This window comes from Geopsychrobacter electrodiphilus DSM 16401 (assembly GCF_000384395.1).
GTDB lineage: Bacteria > Desulfobacterota > Desulfuromonadia > Desulfuromonadales > Geopsychrobacteraceae > Geopsychrobacter > Geopsychrobacter electrodiphilus.
Genome location: NZ_ARWE01000001.1, coordinates 930,610 through 951,323, shown reverse-complemented (window position 1 = coordinate 951,323; position 20,714 = coordinate 930,610). Strand labels below are relative to the sequence as shown.

General features: G+C 55.5%; 21 protein-coding genes. 10 read left to right on the top strand and 11 right to left on the bottom strand.

From position 1 onward, the window contains the following. Positions 1–155: 155 nt before the first annotated feature. Entirely contained in the window at positions 156–1,598 is a 1,443-nt protein-coding gene (locus tag D888_RS0104470; protein WP_020675338.1) for a glyceraldehyde-3-phosphate dehydrogenase, read from the top strand. 109 nt (positions 1,599–1,707) lie between these two features. Here D888_RS0104470 and rpsU read toward each other — a convergent pair whose 3' ends face one another. After that, positions 1,708–1,905 carry a 30S ribosomal protein S21 gene (gene rpsU, locus D888_RS0104465; protein ID WP_020675337.1) on the bottom strand — a complete coding sequence of 66 codons (198 nt, stop codon included), beginning with the start codon at positions 1,903–1,905 and terminating at the stop codon, positions 1,708–1,710. Between the two features lie 79 nt (positions 1,906–1,984). Further along, complete coding sequence (locus D888_RS20670; RefSeq protein WP_020675336.1) at positions 1,985–3,115, bottom strand: THUMP domain-containing class I SAM-dependent RNA methyltransferase; 1,131 nt, start codon at positions 3,113–3,115, stop codon at positions 1,985–1,987. Positions 3,116–3,260: 145 nt separating this feature from the next. On the opposite strand from D888_RS20670, the gene D888_RS20665 reads away from it, so the two are divergent. The 3 genes from D888_RS20665 (at position 3,261) to rdgC (ending at position 5,979) form a co-directional block, all read left to right on the top strand. Then, positions 3,261–3,806: a cytochrome c3 family protein gene (locus tag D888_RS20665; protein ID WP_020675335.1), complete on the top strand. Its 546-nt coding sequence runs from the start codon at positions 3,261–3,263 to the stop codon at positions 3,804–3,806. 81 nt (positions 3,807–3,887) lie between these two features. Beyond that, the gene (locus tag D888_RS0104450; protein ID WP_020675334.1) at positions 3,888–4,586 is read left to right on the top strand and encodes a PilZ domain-containing protein; all 699 of its coding nucleotides are present in this window, start codon (positions 3,888–3,890) and stop codon (positions 4,584–4,586) included. Positions 4,587–4,806: 220 nt separating this feature from the next. Continuing rightward, a complete protein-coding gene (rdgC, locus tag D888_RS0104440) occupies positions 4,807–5,979 on the top strand; it encodes a recombination-associated protein RdgC (protein ID WP_020675332.1) in 1,173 nt (390 codons plus the stop codon). 66 nt (positions 5,980–6,045) lie between these two features. Here rdgC and aat read toward each other — a convergent pair whose 3' ends face one another. Genes aat through D888_RS0104425 form a run of 3 tightly spaced genes read right to left on the bottom strand, consistent with a single transcriptional unit; the run spans position 6,046 to position 9,306 of the window. Next, the gene (gene aat / locus D888_RS0104435) at positions 6,046–6,732 is read right to left on the bottom strand and encodes a leucyl/phenylalanyl-tRNA--protein transferase (protein ID WP_020675331.1); all 687 of its coding nucleotides are present in this window, start codon (positions 6,730–6,732) and stop codon (positions 6,046–6,048) included. A 7-nt stretch (positions 6,733–6,739) separates the two neighbouring features. Continuing rightward, complete coding sequence (gene clpA / locus D888_RS0104430; protein ID WP_020675330.1) at positions 6,740–8,986, bottom strand: ATP-dependent Clp protease ATP-binding subunit ClpA; 2,247 nt, start codon at positions 8,984–8,986, stop codon at positions 6,740–6,742. Between the two features lie 11 nt (positions 8,987–8,997). Next, positions 8,998–9,306, bottom strand: a complete 309-nt coding sequence (locus tag D888_RS0104425; RefSeq protein ID WP_020675329.1) for an ATP-dependent Clp protease adaptor ClpS — start codon at positions 9,304–9,306, stop codon at positions 8,998–9,000. Positions 9,307–9,388: 82 nt separating this feature from the next. Here D888_RS0104425 and D888_RS0104420 point away from each other — a divergent pair, with 82 nt between their 5' ends. Further along, the gene (locus tag D888_RS0104420; RefSeq protein ID WP_020675328.1) at positions 9,389–9,760 is read left to right on the top strand and encodes a hypothetical protein; all 372 of its coding nucleotides are present in this window, start codon (positions 9,389–9,391) and stop codon (positions 9,758–9,760) included. A gap of 13 nt (positions 9,761–9,773) precedes the next feature. Here the strand turns inward: D888_RS0104420 and D888_RS0104415 are convergent, their stop codons facing one another. Then, a complete protein-coding gene (locus D888_RS0104415) occupies positions 9,774–10,442 on the bottom strand; it encodes a YkgJ family cysteine cluster protein (RefSeq protein ID WP_020675327.1) in 669 nt (222 codons plus the stop codon). Positions 10,443–10,582: 140 nt separating this feature from the next. Between D888_RS0104415 and D888_RS0104410 the strand changes: the two genes are divergently transcribed. Then, on the top strand, positions 10,583–11,857 hold the full coding sequence (locus D888_RS0104410) for a DNA recombination protein RmuC (RefSeq protein ID WP_020675326.1): 1,275 nt from the start codon (positions 10,583–10,585) through the stop codon (positions 11,855–11,857). Positions 11,858–11,929: 72 nt separating this feature from the next. Here the strand turns inward: D888_RS0104410 and D888_RS0104405 are convergent, their stop codons facing one another. The 4 genes from D888_RS0104405 to D888_RS0104390 all read right to left on the bottom strand — a co-directional run bounded on the left by D888_RS0104405 (position 11,930) and on the right by D888_RS0104390 (position 16,033). Next, entirely contained in the window at positions 11,930–13,192 is a 1,263-nt protein-coding gene (locus tag D888_RS0104405) for a nucleotidyltransferase (protein ID WP_020675325.1), read from the bottom strand. Positions 13,193–13,201: 9 nt separating this feature from the next. Continuing rightward, positions 13,202–13,894, bottom strand: a complete 693-nt coding sequence (gene sfsA / locus D888_RS0104400) for a DNA/RNA nuclease SfsA (RefSeq protein WP_020675324.1) — start codon at positions 13,892–13,894, stop codon at positions 13,202–13,204. A 118-nt stretch (positions 13,895–14,012) separates the two neighbouring features. Next, entirely contained in the window at positions 14,013–14,930 is a 918-nt protein-coding gene (gene rocF, locus D888_RS0104395) for an arginase (protein WP_020675323.1), read from the bottom strand. Between the two features lie 8 nt (positions 14,931–14,938). Next, the gene (locus D888_RS0104390; RefSeq protein ID WP_020675322.1) at positions 14,939–16,033 is read right to left on the bottom strand and encodes a putative NPN-dependent ornithine cyclodeaminase; all 1,095 of its coding nucleotides are present in this window, start codon (positions 16,031–16,033) and stop codon (positions 14,939–14,941) included. Positions 16,034–16,161: 128 nt separating this feature from the next. On the opposite strand from D888_RS0104390, the gene D888_RS0104385 reads away from it, so the two are divergent. After that, positions 16,162–17,802, top strand: a complete 1,641-nt coding sequence (locus D888_RS0104385; RefSeq protein ID WP_020675321.1) for a fatty acid--CoA ligase — start codon at positions 16,162–16,164, stop codon at positions 17,800–17,802. A 60-nt stretch (positions 17,803–17,862) separates the two neighbouring features. Here D888_RS0104385 and ald read toward each other — a convergent pair whose 3' ends face one another. Next, entirely contained in the window at positions 17,863–18,987 is a 1,125-nt protein-coding gene (gene ald / locus D888_RS0104380; protein WP_020675320.1) for an alanine dehydrogenase, read from the bottom strand. Positions 18,988–19,130: 143 nt separating this feature from the next. On the opposite strand from ald, the gene D888_RS0104375 reads away from it, so the two are divergent. The 3 genes from D888_RS0104375 (at position 19,131) to D888_RS0104365 (ending at position 20,682) form a co-directional block, all read left to right on the top strand. After that, the gene (locus tag D888_RS0104375; protein WP_020675319.1) at positions 19,131–19,616 is read left to right on the top strand and encodes an Lrp/AsnC family transcriptional regulator; all 486 of its coding nucleotides are present in this window, start codon (positions 19,131–19,133) and stop codon (positions 19,614–19,616) included. Positions 19,617–19,739: 123 nt separating this feature from the next. Beyond that, entirely contained in the window at positions 19,740–20,186 is a 447-nt protein-coding gene (locus tag D888_RS0104370) for a MarR family winged helix-turn-helix transcriptional regulator (protein WP_020675318.1), read from the top strand. A 52-nt stretch (positions 20,187–20,238) separates the two neighbouring features. Then, entirely contained in the window at positions 20,239–20,682 is a 444-nt protein-coding gene (locus D888_RS0104365; protein ID WP_020675317.1) for a DoxX family protein, read from the top strand. Positions 20,683–20,714 lie beyond the last annotated feature (32 nt).

The following is a 20,714-nucleotide window of genomic DNA, read 5'->3' as shown; positions in this document are numbered from 1 at the left end:
CCCCCACCCGGCCCGCTGTTGCATCCCCAATAAATTTCGATTAGTATACCGGCGATTTCCATCCACCGCGCCGGACAGGCACCCCAAAACGCAATAGATTTCCACACCTCCACCTGTGCCTATAGGGGCACTGTCACAGGAAAGGGCTTCGACCAATGACCACTGGTAAAGACGACAATTATTTCAAAGACTGGAAACAACGTGAAGAGATCGCTGAGGCAATGATCCCCCTGCTCGGTCGCCTCTACCGCGACCGCGAAGTGATCTGCACAGTCTTCGATCGCTCCCTGGTTCAGAAATCAACTATCGATATCCTGCGCGCACATCGTTTTGCCCGCCAGATCATCGACAAAGAACTCTGGGTCAGCGACACTGCCCCGATTCTGAAAGCAGTCGCCAAACTCGACCTGGCGCCAAGCCGGATCGACCTCGCCAAACTGGCAATCATGGTCCAGGAACAAAAGATCACTGATATCGACACCTTCATTGCCGAACAGCTCGCAGAAATCAATACCGGCCGCGCCCATCAATTGAGCGAAGCACGCGACGTGGTCCTCTACGGATTCGGCCGCATCGGTCGCCTGGTCGCGCGCATCCTGATCAACCAGACCGGAGGTGGCAACAAACTGCGCGTACGTGCTGCGGTGGTGCGCAAAGGGAGCGATGATGATCTCGCCCGCCGCGCCAGCCTGTTGCGTCGTGACTCGGTTCACGGCCACTTTGAGGGGACGATCAGAATCGACGAAGAGGAGAACGCGATCATTGCCAACGGCAACATGATCCGCATCATCTACGCTGACGCACCGGACAAGATCGACTACACCCAATACGGGATCAAGAACGCGATTGTTATCGACAACACCGGCAAGTGGCGTGATCGTGAAGGGCTCGGCCGGCACCTGCAGTCCAAAGGGGTGTCCCAGGTCATGCTGACCGCGCCGGGCAAAGGGGATATCCCGAATGTCGTTTACGGCGTCAACAACGGGGACATTAAGGCCGGAGAAACAATCTTCTCCGCGGCCAGCTGCACAACTAACGCAATTGTCCCGGTATTGAAAGCGGTCAATGATCAGTTCGGCGTTGTCTCGGGTCACGTCGAAACCTGTCACAGCTACACCAACGACCAGAACCTGATCGATAACTATCACAACAAGAATCGTCGCGGCCGGGCCGCCGCGCTGAATATGGTGATTACCGAAACCGGTGCAGCCAAAGCCGTAGCCAAGGCGCTACCGGAACTGGCGGGAAAACTGACCGGAAACGCCATCCGCGTCCCGACCCCCAACGTGTCGCTGGCGATTCTCAACCTGACCCTCGAAAAAGGGACCAGCGTCGAGGAGCTCAACACCTACCTGCGCGATATTTCGCTCAATTCCCAGCTGCAGGAACAGATCGATTACACCAATTCGCCGGATGCCGTATCCAGCGATATGGTCGGTTCACGCCACGCCGGGATTGTCGATTCACTGGCAACAATCGTTGAAGGGAACCGTTGCGTCCTGTATGTCTGGTATGACAATGAGTATGGCTACAGCCACCAGGTCGTGCGTTTTGTCGAAGAGATTTCCGGGCTGAAGTGGAAGAAATTCCCCAGGTAATCACATTTTTGACACCTTCGACATAAAGTCACGGGGTCAAAAATAAACCAATAAAAAAGGCGATCCCCGTTATGGGAATCGCCTTTTTTATTGAACCTGTGGCAGCTTCTTAAGTGAAACGACGCATGGCACGCTGCTTCTTACGCAGACGACGCTGGGCTTCCTTCTCTTTACGCTTCCGTTTGATACTCGGCTTCTCATAGAACTTCCGCTGTTTCATTTCGCGGAAAAGCCCTTCTTGCTGAAGCTTGCGTTTGAAAACTTTAAGCGCCTTTTCGACGTTGCCATCGATGACGGTAATTTCCACTAACAATCACCTCTCTTCCATTCATTTTTTATGGCGTGAACCATAAGGGCGCAATATATATCGATTCACCCGATTCAAGTCAAGTTGTTTCTGGTTTTTCTGACGCCCTGACAGCCCGCAAACGCAGGTCGACTTTGATCCCGCCATTCGAAAATGTCCAGAGTCGCTGGCACTTAAGCTGCGCTTCCCGCTCAAAGCGCCGATCAGCCGAAATCCAGCCGATGGTCCAGCCCTTGAACACATCACGACACAGCTGACCAAAGGCGGCATAAAGCGGCCGCAACTGAGCGACATCCCCCAGTCGCTCACCATAGGGGGGATTCATCACCAGAATTCCCCTGGCTGTGGGCGCATGCAAATCCTGCATCGTCCCCTGCCTGAACTCAATCCGGGGTTCGACCTGTACAGCCTGAGCGTTCACCCTGGCGGCAGCTACCGCCAGCGGATCAGAGTCCAGGGCCAGAATCAGTCCGGCAGGTTCGACCTGAATCCCTTGCTCCTGAAGACAGACGTCCCAGGCCTTTTGACGAAAATGTGGCCACTCCATAAAGGCGAAGGCACGCAGACGCCCCGGTGCTATCCCGCCGGCGATCAGAGCCGCTTCAATGGCGAAAGTCCCCGAACCGGTCATTGCGTCGACCAGAGGTTGTCGACCATCATAGCCGAGTTTCAGCAGAATCGCGGCCGCCAGATTCTCTCTCAAAGGTGCCGCCACCATCGCCTTGCGGTAGCCGCGCCGATGAAGCAGCTCACCGGAACTGTCGATCGAAATCTGACACTGATCATTCTCAAACCTGACAAAGATCAGCTGCTCGAACGCGCTCGTCTCGGAGGCGCCCCCCAACGCCTTTTCAACCACAGTCAGAACAGTCTCGCTGATTCTCCCGGTGTGGGTCAGCCGCGAAGTCTGACAACTGACGCGAACGGAACAGCGCACCCCCGGACGCACAAAGCGCCCCCATGGTAATTTAAGTAACTGCTTATAAAGCTCGGGGAAGTCCCGGCACTTGAATTGGCCCATGCGCACCAGCACACGCGAGGCGACACGACTCCAGAGATTTGCGCGATACAGATCACGCGCAATCACCGTAAAATCAACACCGCCCCTCTGCACTTGCGGGTCAAGCCCAAGCGCTCTCAACTCCTGTCCGCAGATCTCTTCGGCCCCGGGCGGGGTCACGGCAAAACAATTAAATTTTGGCTGAGCCATACTTATTCCTCCTGCGGCAGAACCATAGCATGCCTTATGGCAGGCTCACCAGATTCGATCAGGGGCAGAAGTAAATAACCATTTTGCCCTTTGTTGGTTTTTCTGTATAATGCCCGCTTCATCCCCCTGACAGGAGACAACATACATGTCGCGTACACTACTGCTTTTAGCTCTGACCCTGGTTCTCATTCTCCCTGGGCTGGCTTCGGCCCGCTGGATCAAAGATACGGTCAAAATTGACGTCGAAGCGACTGGTCCGGTCACCTTCAGCCATTCCAATCATCTCGAAGCTCTGGGGAAAAAATGCACCCTCTGCCACAACAAGATCTTTAATGTTGTGCGGAGCAAAAACCCGGTTTTCACCATGGATGATATGCGTAAAGGGAAGGCATGCGGCGCCTGCCATAACGGCACACGGGCGTTTGCGGTGGATGATGACTGTAACTCCTGCCATCCGACCCATGACATTACTTTTAAAGTAGATGACGGCGACGCGAAATTCCCCCACGCTACCCATACCGCCATGTATGGCTGCAGCGATTGTCACCCCGGTATTTTTATCCCCGACCAAAAAAAGAACAAGCACTATACCATGGAGCAGATGGGCAAGGGGGAGGCTTGTGGCGCCTGCCACGACGGCGAAACCGCGTTTACCGTTGAGGATAATTGCAGTAAATGCCACGACATGTAAGCCTCTGATTTTTGTGACTATCAGGCGTTTTTCTGCTGGGGGGCACTAATATAGTGCCCTTTTTTTTGTAACGGGCCAAAAATGATCTATCAACGCTACTTTAAAACCGGGCAAAGGGTGCAGCTCCGCGCCAAACAACCACTCCCCACTGAAGGACGGAATGAACTCCTGAGCGCCAAAATCGAAAGTGGCGATACAAACTACTTTGATTTAAGTCTCCCTTACGGTCCCAACGCCGTCAAACAATATGCCTTTCATGAAGACATGCAGTTTGAATTGAGTGCCGATGCGATGGGACTGGGGGTCAGGGTTTCGGTGAATTTTCTCACCAAACTCGAGGGAAACCTAATCAGAGTCCTGGTGTTGCCAGACCTGCAGATGTTCCAACGCCGGGCTCAACCCCGGATCGACTGTACTCTTGACACCCGCTTCACCCTCGGGAAAAACTCATTTCAAAAGCTGCGTACAACCTGGGAAAAAAACGCCTCAATTCTGGTCAATGCCAAAACCCTCCCGACCCTGCACGGGTTCACCGCCTGCCAACTCAATATCAGTTCTTCCGGCATCCGCTTTTCACTCCACCCGCCGGCCGACCCAACCGATATCTGCCTGATGCTGATCAACCTCAACGACGGCAACCCCCCGATCTGTGCCCTCGCTGAAATCGTCTGGGTCACAGAACCACAAGCCGATGGCACCCTCACCGCCGGCATGCAGTTCATCAACATTATGGACCAGGATCAGAAACGGATTGAGCGTTTCATAAAGGATCATTCCTGAATATCACGCAACCCGCCGCCCACAGCCAACCGCAGCCGCTCGCAAAAAGGCGGCGCCTAATCTGCTTGTCACCCAGGATCAATTCGGGGTATAAGGCGGGGCATTCAGCGCCCTGCTGAACAGCGTAGCGGACCGCAATCTGCAATATTGGAACCTCCGCCGTTTTTACGACCATAGTTAACCCCCAGCCACACTCATCCAACTGAGAGGATTAAACACCATGGGACTTCTTGCGCCTGCTGCGAGTCTTTGTCATTTTGAAGTTATCGGCGACCTGCCCTCCGATCAAATATTCCAATTCGTCTCTGAACGTCTGCACAACGAGCGCTTCCGCTCGATCGAAAAATCGATAGATGAATACAGCTGCGGCTGGGTTGAAATGGATGACCATGACGCAGCGGAGTTCGCTGAAGAACGTCAGCTGCTGCGCGAACGTACCCTCTGTTTTGCCCTGCGCGAAGATCGCCGCAAAATCCCGGCGGCGCTGCTCAAACGTGAGATAACGCGAATCAGCGCCGAGTACCTCGAAGCTCACCCCACATTTAATCGGGTGCCAAAAAGTGAACGGGAGGCGATCCGTGATCTCGCCAGCAGCCAGCTCTTCAGTCGCACCCTGCCGGTGCCGGCGGTTTCGGACATCGTCTGGAAGATTGACTCCGGACTCCTGCGTTTTACCTCCCTCAGCCAGAATCGGATCGATAGTTTCCAGGGGCTCTTTCACCAGAGTTTCCCCGAACTGCGTCTGCGCCTGCTGACGCCACTGGCACGCGCAAATGCCGTCGCCAATGCTGAGCAGAAAGAACAGCTGGCTGAGTTGAATCAGGCCAACAGCGATACCGCCCTCGAGGAGATCGAGGCCAACAGCTGGATGGGGGAAGAGTTGCTGCAGTGGCTGCTCTACCGCAGCCTCAATTCGGATTCGGGCTATGCGGTCTGCACCCCAGGGCCATTACTGATGAACCAGCCGTTCAACGCCTGGCTTGACAACCGCCTGCTGCTGGTCGGCAGCGGCACTGAAGGAGAGCAAAAAATCTCGGTCGCCGGGCCGCAGGACCGTTTTTCCGAAGTTTGTGCCGCCCTGCGCAGTGGCAAAAGGATCGCCGAGGCGACCCTGCACCTGAGCCTCGGCGAAGAGCAGAGCTGGAAGTTGACCCTCAAAGGGGAGCGTTTCAGCTTCGGAGGATTTCGCACTCCGATGATCAAACCGGATAAGGATCCGGTTGATGACCCAAAACTTGAAGTCGAAGCCGCCTTCTACTCAAAAATGGTCAGTATCGAAGAGGGGGAGCAGCTCTTCGCCAGCCTGATTAAGACATTTTTTGAGCGCCGTCTGAATTCCGGCTGGGACACCGAAGCGGCGAAGATAATCGCCTGGTTTAAGGAACAGGCTTAAAGTGAACGGATGACTTAATAACGACACAGGCTCCGCCCCCTCTGAAGGGGCGGAGCCTGTGTCGCTTCAAACCGCCTTTGGAAAGATGGAGCGTAAATGCTGACGCTCATCCAGCAGCTCTTCGTTCACCACCTGACAGAACTCTGCGCGTGAGATTTCACACGCCCCCAGGCTCAACAGATGATGGCTCGTCTGCTGACAATCGATGAGCCGCACTCCAAGCTGGCTGAGATGACGACAAAGGGTAACCATCGCAACCTTTGACCCATTGGCCACTCGGCTGAACATTGACTCGCCAAAAAAACACCCGCCGAGACCGAGCCCATATAGTCCTCCAACCAACTCTTCGCCCTGCCAACACTCAACTGAATGGGCAAACCCGAGTCGATGAAGAAGGATATAAGCGCGCTGCATCTCGGGAGTAATCCAGGTCCCCGTCTCGCGGCGCATTGCACGGCAGGCGTCAATGACACCGCTAAAATCACGGTCGAAGGTCACCAGAAATTCGGCGCGACGCAGCACCTTCCGTAACGATTTTGAAATATGGACCTGCTCGGGAAAGAGGACACAACGCGGATCGGGTGACCACCAGAGAATCGGCTCTCCCGGATTGTACCAGGGGAAGATCCCGAGGCTATAAGCAAGAAGCAGCCGCTCGGGGGAAAGATCACCGCCGATCGCGAGCAGACCAATTTCATCGGCTTCTTCGACCGGCGGAAACCAGAGTTTATCCGAGAGGTAGAGGCAGGACACAGGCAGCTCAGGAATAGCTGAAGCTGAACCTGTCGTTCCGATACCCAACCTTCACTTCGCCCCCATGTTTAAGCTGGCCAAAGAGAATTTCGCTCGCCAGGGGATCACTGATCTCCTGCTGCAACAGACGTCCCAGCGGACGCGCGCCGAACAGCGGATCATAGCCCCGCTCGGCCAACTGGCGCCGTGCCGCCGCACTCAATTTGATCAGCACCTTACGCTCGGCGAGTTGCGCCGAGAGTTCAGCGACAAATTTATCCACCACCTGCAGCATCACTTTCGGCCCGAGCGCGGAAAAGGTCAGGGTCGCGTCCAGGCGGTTGCGGAATTCAGGCGAAAAGGTCTTCTCGACCGCCAGTTTGGACGCTGGTGCATTCCGCTCGCCAAACCCGATCGGCGTGATATTCATTTCACGCCCACCGACATTGCTGGTCATAATCAGGATGACGTTGCGAAAATCGGTTTCGGCGCCGTTGTTATCTGTCAGGGTACCGTGGTCCATGACCTGCAGCAGGATATTAAACAGATCGGGGTGCGCCTTTTCAATTTCATCAAGCAGCAGGACCGACCAGGGGTGTTTGCGTACCGACTCGGTCAAGAGACCACCCTGATCAAAACCGACATAGCCGGGCGGGGCTCCGATCAGACGCGACACCGAGTGCTTCTCCATATATTCGCTCATGTCAAAGCGCAGAAACTTGACCCCCAGGGTCAGCGCCAACTGTTTGGCGACTTCGGTCTTGCCGACTCCGGTCGGACCGGTAAAGAGCAAGGAACCAACGGGTTTATCGGGATGCCCCAGGCCGGCACGTGAGCGGTGAATACTGCGCACCAGATTTTCAATCGCGCCATCCTGGCCGAAGACCACACGCTTCAGATCACGTTCAAGATGACGCAGCTGCAGACGATCGGAACCGCTGACCGCCCGCACCGGCACACGCGCCATCAGCGCCACCACCTTTTCAATATCATCGACCCTGATCGGATATTTATTTTTCTGGGCCAACCGCTGCTGGGCACCAGCCTCGTCGATGACATCAATCGCCTTGTCGGGCAGATGTCGCTGCGGCAGATGCTTGACCGCCAGCTGCACCGCTGCATCAAGGGCTCCAGGAGTGTACCGAACCTGATGATGCTCTTCGTACTTATCTTTGAGACCTTCAAGGATATCCCGGCTCTCTTCGCTCGAAGGTTCGGCCAGATCGATTTTTTGAAACCGCCGGGAGAGCGCACGGTCCTTATCGAACAGGTTGCGATACTCTTCGTAAGTGGTCGAGCCGATGCAGCGCAATTCGCCTGAGCCAAGAACCGGTTTGAGGATATTGGACGCATCCAGGCTACCGCCACTGGTCGCTCCGGCGCCGACAATAGTATGGATTTCATCGATAAACAGGATCGCCTTTTCGCGCTTCTGCAAAGCCTTGATTACAGCCTTCAGTCGTTCTTCGAAGTCACCGCGAAACTTGGTCCCCGCGAGCAACGCCCCCATATCCAACGCGAAGATCTCACTGTTCTGCAACAGATCAGGCACGTCCCCGCTCGCCACGCGCAAGGCCAGCCCTTCGGCCATCGCGGTTTTCCCCACTCCCGGTTCACCGACAAAAATCGGGTTATTCTTGCGTCTCCGGCAGAGGACCAGGAGGGTACGTTCGAGCTCTGGCACCCGACCGATAAGGGGGTCGATCTTCCCCGCCTTGGCCCTGGCCACCAGATCATGAGTAAACGCCTTTAAGGGGTCGGTGGCCGTCCGTTTGGGCTTGTTCCGTTCATCCGGCTGAGGTTCCCCCGGTTGTTCCGGAGTGGGCTCCGCCGTCAGGTTATCTCCGCCGCCGTGCGAGATATAATCAAGCAGATCGACCCGCTCAATTCCCTGTTCGACCAGAAAGAAACAGGCGTGACTGTTCTCCTCTTCAAGGATCGCCGCCAGCAGGTCACCGACTCCGACCTCTGCCTGATTCGACGACTGCATATGCAGCACCGTGCGTTGCAGCATCCTCTGCAGCGCCAGGGTCTGACGCGGGATTTCGTCATCCTCAACTTCGACCGGCAATGAAACAAGATGCTGGTCAAAAAATTCTTCCAACTGGCGCTTCAGATCTTCAACATCCCCGCCGCAGACACTGATAATCTGCTGGCCGCTCCCCTCAAAGAGCAGGGCGTAGAGGATGTGTTCGGTGGTCAGATATTCGTGACGCCGGCGTTGCGCCTCACGAACCGCCAGAGTAAATGCAATTTGAACATCATGATTAAACATAGAGCCTCGTTTTATTCCTTTTCGATACTACAGCGCAGCGGAAAACCCGCCTTGCGCGCCCGCGTACAAACCTCTTGCACCTTGGTTTCTGCAATCGCATAGGGATAGGTGCCACAGTGGCCCAGCCCCTGAAAGTGAATTGCCAGCATGATCCGTTCCGCCGCGGAGTCACTCAGATGAAAAACCGCCTGGAGAACCTCGACGACAAACTCCATCGTGGTATAGTCGTCGTTGTGCATCAAAACCTTAAACAGCGGCGGAGTGCTGGTCTTCTCCCGCTCTTTGCTTGAGGCTGATGGCAGTTGCTGTCCCTGACCCATTTTCGTAGCATGCTCCCGTATCTGTTAGAAACATTATCCTAGCACAACCGTAATCGACCGAACAGGGACCAAGGAGAGACCGATGACCCACCGGAACACCGATCGTCGAGAAGGCCCTGATCTCTGGATAAAACTCCTGACCGGATCAGGACTCCTCAGTGGTGTCAGCCTGGTAGCCGCTCTCTTTGTAACGGCACGTGCAAAACCTGAAGTCGAAACCTTCTTCGATCGCTTCTACGATCTCAGGCTGCAAAAATCCTGGGATCTGGAACTGATGGAGTACATTTGCTACCTGTTGTTGATCTGTCTCTTCAGCAGCCTCGGCGGTTTGCTCATCAACAGTCGCCGCAAGCGACGCAAGGCCGATCACATCTGGTCATCACTGATTTTCATGTCGTGTGTCTCAGTCTTCGGCCTGCTCGCGTATTCTATCTTAATCAGTCACCAGGGTTAAAGAGCCTCCGTCATCACGCCAGATCATTCCAGGTAAGACATAGCCCGGAGTGCAATGCACTACGCTGCTGGGGATTATGCAGCAGATAACGGACGATCCCGGTCAGTTCAAACCCCCGAGCATCACACTTCAGTGTGACCAGAGCTTCACTCAGGCCCAAATAAGCTGCGGCATATAGATCCCGTTGAAACAGATTCATCTGCACCCCAAGGGTTTGATTGAAAAGAAATGCGTTGAAAGATTGGCGGCAGCTTTCCACATCCGTTGACGTCACCCCGCGGCACAACAACGGCCGCACCGGATAAATGGAACAAGCCCCGACATCATCAAGAAAAGCGCAGGGCTGTCGCATGCAGACCCGATCCTCGTCATCGATACCGCGAATACGGATCCATAGAGAATCAAGCTTAACCTTGATTCCCTGGATTGTTCCAGGCTGACTTTCAAGGTAATCGACGATCGCCAAAGCTTCCGGGAGCAGAACTGAAACATTCACACTACAGCAGGTGCCGCACCCGGCCCTGCAGTCGAGCATGCTGGCACGCGCCGGGTGATACTGATCCAGCTGCGCCAGACAATAGCAACGCAGAGAGTCGAGACGCTGCTGCTGCGGAGCACTATCTGCCAGAAAACTGCTGCGGCAATACCGGGTGACGTCTGAGAAACTGAAAGTATGACTCATGCAAAACTCCTGGATTCGTCCGGTCCTTTCCATTTTATCGCGCAATTCTCGACTCGCAAACCCCGACTTGCTGATGCGCGAGGGTCTCTGCTACCTTGTCGCAATGCCTTCTGAACCCCGAGCCAGGACAGGACATCCCCGTGAATGAAATCTCCCCATTACTCCTCGTGATTGGCGCGTCATTACTCTGTGGCCTGCTGGGACTGGGCCTTGGACTGCTCCTCGGTCGCAAGCGCGCCAGCCGGCACGAAAGACTGGCCATTGAATATCGCGCACGTCTCGATGCGGAACGACAGTCCTCGATAGAAAAAATGACCCTGCTTAAACAGAACCAGCAACAGCTGCAACAGGCCTTCAGCGCCCTTTCGGCCGAAGCTCTCAGTGCCAATAATCGCAGTTTTCTGGATCTGGCCCAGACCCGGCTGGAAAAATTTCAGAGTGAAGCGAAGGGCGATCTGGCCACCCGCCAGCAAGCGATCGATCAATTGGTCAAGCCACTGCACGAGGCGTTGACCAAGGTCGATCAAAGGATCGGCCAGCTCGAACAGGTTCGCACCGGTGCTTACGCGCGGCTCGATGAGCAGTTGAAAACCCTGATGGAAAGCCAACGCAACCTCGACCGTGAAACCGGCAACCTGGTCAAGGCGTTACGCGCACCAACGGTACGCGGACGCTGGGGCGAAATACAGCTGCGCCGCGTGGTCGAAATGGCCGGCATGCTCAAACACTGCGATTTCGAAGAACAGCAGTCGGCCAATAGCGAAGGGGGGCGCCTGCGCCCCGACATGATTATTCGCCTGCCGAACGGACGCAACATTGTGGTTGACGCCAAGGCCCCCCTAGCCGCGTACCTTGAGTCGCTGGAGGCGAGTGACGAAGAGACACGCCGGCGCTACCTGGTGGATCATGCGCGTCAGGTGCGTGACCATCTGGGTAAATTGTCGGCCAAAAACTACTGGGAGCAATTTCAGCCGACCCCTGAATTTGTCGTGCTCTTCCTGCCTGGAGAAACCTTCTTCTCAGCGGCGCTTGAACAGGATCCCTCACTGATTGAGACCGGCGTCGACCAGAAGGTGCTGCTCGCCACCCCCACCACCCTGATCGCCCTCTTGCGCTCAGTCGCCTACGGTTGGCGACAGGAGCAGCTGACCGAAAATGCGCAGGCGATCAGTTTGCTGGGCAAAGAACTCTACGGCCGGATTGCGATCCTGGAGGAGCATTTTCACGCCATGGGGAAAGGGCTGGAGAAAGCGGTCGGCAGCTATAACCGGGCCATGACCTCGCTCGATCATCGGGTTTTGGTAAGCGCACGGCGCTTCAAGGAGATGGGAGTTGCTGGCGAGCGCGAAATTGACAACCCGGAACTGATCGAAATCAGCCCGCAACAACCACCGCAGATGGACTCTGATGAATGAAGAACTGAAAGGCCGTGAGGAGTGAGGAAGACCTTAAGCTCGGAACCAGACGTACACCTCACCCTTCACACCTCACACCTCACGCTCAAGGCCTTCTACCCGTCTCACCGGCTCATAGTAATCACGCTGACGGCGGGCTGAAAATCCTGGCTGAAGCAGTGCATAATTATCACTGGCCAGCAGTTCGAGCCGTAACTGTTCAAGCGCCAATTGATAGGACTTCGTCTTGTTTCCGTAAAATCGCTGCAACTGATTATGGATCCGTGAATAATTACTGATCAACGGCAATTTTCGCGCCTTGCGACTGGCCGCCAAAAATCGCTCACCTGTCGGCGAACATCCGAGCAGATGCAGATAGAGAGGTCCCTGTCTCAGCAACGCCTGAGTTGGCCGCGCTTCCACCTCATTCAAGAGATGACAGAGGAGCCGCTGCACCCGGGTGCGCGTCAGCTGACGCGCCTTGACACCGTCAATCAATTCATCGAGCGTCCTGGCCGCAAGGGCCGCCTCAAACAGACGATTTTCCAAACCGTTTTCAAGCTGATATAGGCCCGACAGACTCTCGGCCCCGCGCAGAATCCGCGCGAGCAGCAGACGTAAGAACAGCTCAGGATCAGGGGTTTCCCCCGAATTAGCCGCGTTCAGTAGCGCAGTCGTCGTCTGCACTGGCAGAAAATGACTCACATCCTCCCCCTCAAGCAACATGCGACGGATGCCGGTCGCGCTGGCGATCGATCCAACTCCCTGCTGATCATGATACCCGACGCCACGCCGTTCAATAGTCAAGGGTGTCAGCGCAGAGCCGACCTCGGTCAACGCCTTAAGATATTCAATCCCCAGGATGTTGTTGGGCGAATTGAGGATCTCTCCGTCTTCCGGGTCGAGCAGTGCGCGCATAATCTCCGCACGCGCGGCCGGATAATTCATTCCCTGCCGGAGCAGGCGCTGCGTCCCCCGCTCTACCTTGGTCCACATTTCAATCAGCAGACTGGCACAACGCTGCAAGGGCGCCAGAGTTCCGGCTTCGCTGCCAAAACAGAGTGCATTGATCCCACCGATCCCCTCCAGCGCCAGAACCGCCCCGCGCGCAAAATATGGCGCACTGTTGCAGGCGAAGAGGTAGGGAATTTCGACCACCAGATCAACCCCGGCCGCCAACGCCATCTCGGTGCGCCGCCACTTGTCACACAGCGCCGCTTCACCGCGCTGTAAAAAATTCCCGCTCATGACAGCCACCGCAACCTCGGCATCGGCCAGCACTTTGCTCTGCTCCAGATGATGCAGATGCCCATTGTGAAAAGGGTTATATTCAGTGATCAGACCGACTGCGCGCATTTTTGACCTTTAATCCAGGATCACCGGAATTCGCATCGCCACGCGATTCTCCGTGTCACTGGTCAGGGTTCTATAAGCGACCGCTTCGACCCCGGCGCTCACCACTTCACGTAACAGGCGACCATATTCGCCATCAATCTCGTCGGCGGGGCTGAAACTTGTGGCCTCGCCACGTTGGACCAGATAAAAAATGACCCCGCGCCAGCCTTGTTGAACCGCCATTTTCAGTTCCTGCAGATGTTTCTGCCCGCGCTTCGTCACGGCATCCGGAAAACGCGCGACGGCGTCATCACAGAGGGTGACATTCTTGACTTCGAGCAACACCCGCTCTTCGCCCTTCTCGAGATAAAAATCGATGCGACTGGCACCGAAGCAATATTCGCGGCTGACATGGTAGTCGCGAAATTCAGAAATCGCGCCTTGGCGCAGAGCTTCCTCGACGATCCGGTTGCTGCGCTGAGTGTGGGTATCGACCCAGTAGCCATTAACTCGGATCAGTTCAAGGGTGAATTTCAGCTTACGTTTGGGATCATCTTTGGCCGAGAGCAGCACCTCAAAGCCGGGTACGGCGCATTGCATCATACTTCCGGTGTTGGGGGTATGCGCGGTCACAATTGTACCGTCTGCCAATTCAACATCGGCCAAAAAACGCTTATAGCGCCTGAGCAAACGACCGGCAAAAAGAGGGGTGGGAAGCTGCATGACAATGGATTCCATGAACAGGTGGCAGACAAGGATTCCATCCCAGCCCGCCGGAGAGGGCAACACAAGTTGCGGCATATTCACCGTAATTGCGGAGTGACCTTTTAAGGAGTTGAAACTAAAGAATGCTCTTGCCCAGCAGAGAAGCCACCAGCTCAACCGCAACCTCAGCAGTGCGGTTGCGTTGATCAAGGATCGGGTTGATCTCGACGATATCGAGAGAAGTGAGTTTACGGCTGTCTGCGATGATTTCCATCAGCAGCTGGGCTTCGCGATAACTCAAACCACCGGGCACCGGAGTTCCGACGCCGGGGGCCTCATTGGGATCAAGAGCGTCGACATCCAGGCTGACGTGAATTCGCGTACAGTTGGCCAATTTCTGAATGGCTTCCGCGGCGACCTTCCCCATCCCCTGCTCGTCGATTTCGCGCATGCTGAAGAGCAGCATCCCGCTCTTTTTCAAGCGTTCCTTTTCGGAAGCATCCAGATCACGCAGTCCGATTAAAACCACATTTTCGGGTTTGAGCTTCAAGCCGCTGCGCCCGACGCTGATCAGCTCATCTGGGCCATCCCCCAAAAGTGCCGCCAGCGGCATGCCATGGACATTGCCCGAAGGGGAACTTTCAGGAGTATTGTAGTCTGCATGAGCATCGACCCAGATGACTCCGGTCTCGGCACCATCGGCAGTCACACCGCCGATGGTGCCGATGGCAATGGAATGATCTCCCCCCATGAAGATGGGAATGATCCCCTCGCTGACCGCCTGGCTTCCGGCAAGGTAAGCCGCATTGCACACCTGAGCGATCGCCGGCACAAAACCCTTTTGGCGCGAATCGATCGCATCGCGCACCGGCACCATAATATTGCCGGCATCCTGCACCACCAGCCCGATCCGCTTCAAACGCTCCGCCAACCCCGCATAACGCAGCGCCGCAGGACCCATATCAACGCCGCGCTTGTTTTGTCCCAGATCCATGGGGATCCCGATAATGCGTACAATTTTTTGTTTCATGGCTTTGTCATCTGGTTTAGACAAAATCGGTTTCACTCCTTGAGATTATTCCACAGGTTCATCATAAAATCCTGGGCGTTGGTGAGGATCGCGACCGCTTGCGCTGAACCACGGTTGGCAAGCTTATCGGCCGAAAATTCCGACATGTCAACAATGTAAAAATAGACCGGCCGCACCTCACCGTCAGCCATCCTCTGATAACTGGGCACCATATTACCGAAAGCAATCGAATGTAACTGGGTGGCCAACGCGATCACGGTCGTCGCCTTGCGCGCATGCACGCGCATCGCATCCTGCGAATCATAGACGTTGTGAATGACTTCCGGCAGCGGGCCGTCATCACGGATCGAACCCGCCAGGACATAAGGGATCTTCTTCTTTTCACAGGCGTAAATGATGCCGTCCTTCAGGTCCAGATCCTCAATCGCCTGACGGATCGAGCCCGCCCGCCTCACCTTGTTTATCAGATCGAGATGATTATAATGCCCCAGCGGCTGCAGCTGTTGAGAATAAATATCCTGCCCGAGCCCGGTGCGAAAAAGGGCTGCTTCGAGATCGTGGGTCGCCAGGGCGTTGCCAGCCAGGAGGCCATGACAGTAGCCATTTTCGATCAACCCCTGCATGGCATCACGGCTATCCTTGTCAAAAGCCACCGCCGGACCGAGCACCCAGACGATATGACCATGCTCTCGATCATGGCGCAGCACCTTATAGAGATCATCATAGCTGCGTGAAAAAGGGGTTTCCCGGGTGCCTCGGGTACGAAAACTGAACTTGTCCGCGGCAACATCGCTGAGGGGAATAAAGCCATCAATGTGGACAAAAATCCCCTCTTCACCGTTTTCGGTGCGGCCGACCACGACCTGATCGCCCTTTTTAACCCGACGGGCCTCAATAACATCGAGTTCATCCCCCTTAAGGACCAGCACCGAATCCATCCGACTTTCGGGAGCCAGCACCCAGCGGCCTGCACCTAAATGAATATATTCGGGATGATTGGAGGTGCCATGAAAATTATCCGGCACAACACCATCAGCACTGGCCGCCTGAACTTTAACTGCTGGCGCAGCACTCAATGCCGGGGTAGAAAAATCAGGTGGGGTAAACGATGGATAAGGTTTTGACATCGACAAGCCTCCATTTCCGAGCTAATTACAAGGATAAATTTAGTTTGATCATACCAGACCCCGCGTGAGATTGTATAAGAATATTCCCCACAGAATCCTCTAACGGCGATGAGCCAGGAGCATTTAAGATGTCCGCAAATCTGATCCAGCGCACACTGAGCGCCTACTCCTATCCCCTGCTGATCAAAAATCTGCTGAACGCGCCGGTGGTTGACGACCCGCAGCAGCAGATCGTCTATCGCGACCAGATGCGCTTTTCCTACGCTGAGTTTCGCCAGCGCGTCTGTCGACTGGCCAATGTCCTGAGCGAAATCGGTGTCAAACCCGGAGACACGGTCGCGGTCATGGACTGGGACAGCCACCGTTATCTTGAGTGTTTCTACGCGGTGCCGATGTTGGGGGCGGTGCTGCACACGGTCAATATCCGCCTGTCGCCTGAACAGATCCTCTATACCATCGACCACGCCGAAGATGATTACATCCTGGTCAACGAAGAGTTCCTGCCGATCCTGGAACAGATCAAGGGCCGGATCGACACGGTCAAGAGCTACATTCTGCTACAGGACGGGCAGCAGCAGCCCCAAACCTCACTCAGTTTCGAGGGGGAGTACGAGGCACTGCTCGATGGCGCCGACGATCATTTCGCCTTTGTCGATTTCGATGAAAACACCCGCGCCACAACCTTCTATACCACCGGCACCACCGGCCTGCCGAAGGGGGTCTACTTCAGTCACCGTCAGCTGGTCCTCCACACCCTTGGCGTTTTAGCGGCAATGGGCACGCCTGCCGGACAGGGGCGTTTTCATCAAAAAGATGTCTATATGCCGATCACGCCGATGTTCCATGTCCACGCCTGGGGCTTCCCCTATGTGGCGACCGCGCTCGGCATTAAGCAGGTCTACCCCGGCAAGTATGCGCCGGAGATGCTGTTGAATCTCCTCGAAAAGGAGGGGGTCACCCTCTCCCATTGCGTACCGACGATCCTGCACCTGCTGATAACCCATCCTCGCTGGGCCGAGATTGACCTCTCCCACTGGAAAGTCCTGATCGGTGGCGCGGCCCTGCCGAAGGCGATGTGCCTGACGGCGCTTAAAAAAGGGATCGATATCTTCAGCGGCTACGGTATGTCCGAAACCTGCCCGGTGCTGACTATCGCCCATATCGGTGAAGAGGATCTGAGCGAAGAGGAAGAAGTTGAGGTGCGCTGTAAAACCGGCCGCCCGATGCCGCTGGTCGAACTGCGGATTGCCGATGAGAGCCTTGCCGAAATCCCGCGCGATGGCGAAAGTGTCGGCGAAATTGTCGTGCGCGCCCCCTGGCTGACCCAGGGATATCTCAAGGATCAACGGAACTCTGAAACCCTGTGGCGGGGCGGATATCTGCACACCGGTGACGTCGCCCAGCGCAATCAGCAGAATTACCTGAAGATTACCGACCGGATTAAGGATGTCATCAAGATCGGCGGCGAGTGGCTTTCATCCCTCGAACTCGAAGATCTGATCTGCACCCATCCCCAGGTTACGGAGGTCGCGGTGATCGGGCTGCCTGACGAGAAATGGGGGGAACGTCCCCTGGCCCTGGTGGTCAAAAAGGCCGAGTCGGGGCTGAACGAAAAGGAGCTGTTGCAAAACCTGCGCAGCTTCATCGACAAGGGGATTGTTTCCAAGCAGGCGCTGCTCTTGAAGGTGCAGTTCGTCGAGGCGATTGACAAGACCAGCGTCGGCAAAATCAACAAGCGCCTGCTGCGCGAGAAACACCTGGCAACCTGATAAAAAGCCCCGGCGCAGAAATTCTGCACCGGGGCTTTTTATTGAAGCTCGCGAGACGGGTCAGGGTTCAACCTTCACCAACTCTTCGACCGGAACGTAGTCCATATCAAACGCTTCGGCCACCCCTTTATAGCAGACAGTCCCTTCGACCACGTTGAAACCGGCCCGGATGCCGACGTGACTCTTGGCGACCGCCTTCCACCCCCTGCTCGCGATGCTCAGCGCATAGGGGAGCGTCGCGTTGGTCAACGCCATGGTCGAGGTCAGCGGCACCGCGCCCGGCATATTGGCGACACAGTAGTGGACGATCCCGTCAACCTCATAGATCGGATCCTTGTGAGTGGTGGCCTTCGAGGTTTCAAAGCAGCCCCCCTGATCAATGGCGACATCGACCAGCACCGCCCCCTTCTTCATAGTCTTCAACATCTCGCGCGTCACCAGCTTCGGTGCCTTGGCGCCATGCAGCAGGACCGCGCCGATCACGACGTCAGCCTCCTGCACCAGGTCACGGACCGTGGCTGGCGAGGACATCATCGGAAAACAGTTCTTCGGCATCACGACCGCAAGATGCCGCAGGCGATCAAGGTTCATATCGAGCAAGTAGACCTTGGCCCCGAGTCCGCAAGCCATCTGCGCCGCGTGGGTTCCGACTACCCCGCCGCCCAAAACCAGTACGGTCGCAGGGGCCACCCCCGGTACACCGCCCATCAGGATGCCGCGGCCGCCCTGCGACCGTTCGAGATATTTGGCACCTTCCTGCGCCGCCATCCGTCCGGCGACCTCACTCATCGGGGTCAGAAGCGGCAGGCTGCCATCCGGCTGGGTGATGGTTTCATAGGCGATACAGACCGCCTTGCTCTTCAGCATCGCGCGGGTCAACTCTGCGCTGGCGGCAAAATGAAAATAGGTGAAGAAGATCTGACCGGGACGAATCAGAGGGTATTCACTCGGCTGCGGTTCCTTGACATGCATCAGCATCTCGGCTTTGGCGAAAACCTCTTTATTGTCCGCAGCAATGCTGGCGCCAGCCGCCAGATAATCGGCGTCACTAAAGCCGCTGCCAATACCGGCGCCGGTTTCGACCAGCACCTGATGACCGTTATTACACATCACTTCAGCCCCGGCCGGTGTCATACAGACCCGGTTCTCCTCGGTTTTGATCTCTTTCAAAATACCAACGATCATCAGCTTTCTCCTTTATTCGCAGCGACTAGTAGGTTGTCTCATCCTGACTTTTAAGCCTATCAGAGAGCATTAGCCATGTCCTTGCGAACTGCGCTTTAATTTGCTATATTTGTCGCAGATTCTTTCGTTAAACAAGGGAAAACATGGATAATCAGCTACAGATAAGCATTGATGCGATTGATCGCCGTATTTTAAGCGCCCTGCAGACAGATGGTCGCCTGAGTAACGTGCAACTGGCACAGGCGGCCGGTCTGTCAGAGTCGGCCTGCCTGCGCCGGGTGCGCCTCCTGGAGCAGAGCGGGATCATCGACCGTTACGTGATGCTGATTAATCAGGCGGCGATCGGCAAACCGGGAAACGTCTTTGTCCAGGTGACTCTGGAAGGTCAGCAGCAAGAGAAGATGCAGCTGTTCGAAAAAGAGATCATCAAGGTCAGCGAAGTCCTGGAATGCTATCTGATGTCGGGTGCCAGTGATTATCTGCTGCGCGTTATTGTTCGTGACAATACAGATTACCTGCGCATCCACAACCTTCTCACCAGCCTGTCCGGCGTGCTGCGTGTCCAATCCTCATTTGCCCTAAAAACTGTGGTGCGAAAAACTGAACTGCCGCTCGAACAACGCAGCTAAAATTCCAAAAATCGAGTCATACAGATCACGCCTCTTCCTACTGGGAAAAGTCCCCGGCCCCCCTTGACAGACTTCTTCGACGTTTGATAGTTTAACTTTAAATTATAACTAAAGGAGTCATAATTGCCGACCCATCATCAGGGCAGCCCTCAGGAAGACCTGGCCCTTAACACCTACATCAGCTTATTACGTTGTGCCGAGACCGTCACGAGCGATACCACCCGAAATCTGGCCTCCATCAATTTGAGCGTCGGGCAGTTCGGAACACTTGAGGCCCTCTATCACCTTGGCCCGCTCTGTCAGCGGGATATCGGTAAAAAGCTGCTCAAAACTGGTGGCAACATAACGACAGTGGTCGACAACCTTGAAAAACGCGGCCTGGTCAAGAGGCACAGACTGCCTGAAGACCGCCGTTACTATAGCGTCGCGCTGACCGAAGCCGGCCGCAAATTGATCGCAGAAATTATGCCGTGCCAGATTGGAAATATTACCCGCCGTCTGGCGGTGCTTACCGCTCCTGAGCAGGTTGAACTGCGCCGCCTGTGCCGTAAACTTGGCCTTGGGGTCTGATTTTTTCGGTCAAACGTTCAAACCAGATTCATTCAGCCGAAAGGGAACAATCATGTTTAAAAAATTTCTCACTACCAACAATGATCTGTCGCTGCTGCTGCTCCGTTTAACCCTGGGCGTCGTCATCCTGCCCCATGGCCTGCAGAAGACCATCGGTCTGTTTGGCGGCTACGGATTCTCCGGTACCTACGGCTTTTTGACCGGTCAGATGGGGGTTCCGGGAGCATTAGCCCTGCTGGTAATACTTGCCGAATCATTAGGTGCTCTCGGTCTGATCACTGGTTTTCTGACCCGCCTCGGGGCCCTTGGAGTTGCAGCGAATATGATTGGCGCCATCGCCATGGTCCACTGGCAGAATGGCTTTTTTATGAACTGGACCGGCAACCAGGGCGGTGAAGGTTTCGAGTTTCATCTTCTGGCGATCGGCATTGCCGTCGTGCTGCTGATCAAGGGGGGCGGGGCCTTATCGGTCGACAAAATGCTGACCGACAAGTAAGCGTTCAACAGGCAAAAGTATCCAAAACCAAC

Coding starts and splice junctions, on each gene's coding strand:
- D888_RS0104420 (WP_020675328.1), top strand. CDS start 9,389: ATGACCCACCGGAACACCGATCGTCGAGAAGGCCCTGATCTCTGGATA.
- D888_RS20670 (WP_020675336.1), bottom strand. CDS start 3,115: ATGGCTCAGCCAAAATTTAATTGTTTTGCCGTGACCCCGCCCGGGGCC.
- D888_RS0104405 (WP_020675325.1), bottom strand. CDS start 13,192: ATGCGCGCAGTCGGTCTGATCACTGAATATAACCCTTTTCACAATGGG.
- D888_RS0104375 (WP_020675319.1), top strand. CDS start 19,131: ATGGATAATCAGCTACAGATAAGCATTGATGCGATTGATCGCCGTATT.
- D888_RS20665 (WP_020675335.1), top strand. CDS start 3,261: ATGTCGCGTACACTACTGCTTTTAGCTCTGACCCTGGTTCTCATTCTC.
- D888_RS0104425 (WP_020675329.1), bottom strand. CDS start 9,306: ATGGGTCAGGGACAGCAACTGCCATCAGCCTCAAGCAAAGAGCGGGAG.
- ald (WP_020675320.1), bottom strand. CDS start 18,987: ATGATCGTTGGTATTTTGAAAGAGATCAAAACCGAGGAGAACCGGGTC.
- D888_RS0104385 (WP_020675321.1), top strand. CDS start 16,162: ATGTCCGCAAATCTGATCCAGCGCACACTGAGCGCCTACTCCTATCCC.
- D888_RS0104450 (WP_020675334.1), top strand. CDS start 3,888: ATGATCTATCAACGCTACTTTAAAACCGGGCAAAGGGTGCAGCTCCGC.
- D888_RS0104390 (WP_020675322.1), bottom strand. CDS start 16,033: ATGTCAAAACCTTATCCATCGTTTACCCCACCTGATTTTTCTACCCCG.
- clpA (WP_020675330.1), bottom strand. CDS start 8,986: ATGTTTAATCATGATGTTCAAATTGCATTTACTCTGGCGGTTCGTGAG.
- rdgC (WP_020675332.1), top strand. CDS start 4,807: ATGGGACTTCTTGCGCCTGCTGCGAGTCTTTGTCATTTTGAAGTTATC.
- sfsA (WP_020675324.1), bottom strand. CDS start 13,894: ATGCAGCTTCCCACCCCTCTTTTTGCCGGTCGTTTGCTCAGGCGCTAT.
- D888_RS0104365 (WP_020675317.1), top strand. CDS start 20,239: ATGTTTAAAAAATTTCTCACTACCAACAATGATCTGTCGCTGCTGCTG.
- D888_RS0104470 (WP_020675338.1), top strand. CDS start 156: ATGACCACTGGTAAAGACGACAATTATTTCAAAGACTGGAAACAACGT.
- D888_RS0104415 (WP_020675327.1), bottom strand. CDS start 10,442: ATGAGTCATACTTTCAGTTTCTCAGACGTCACCCGGTATTGCCGCAGC.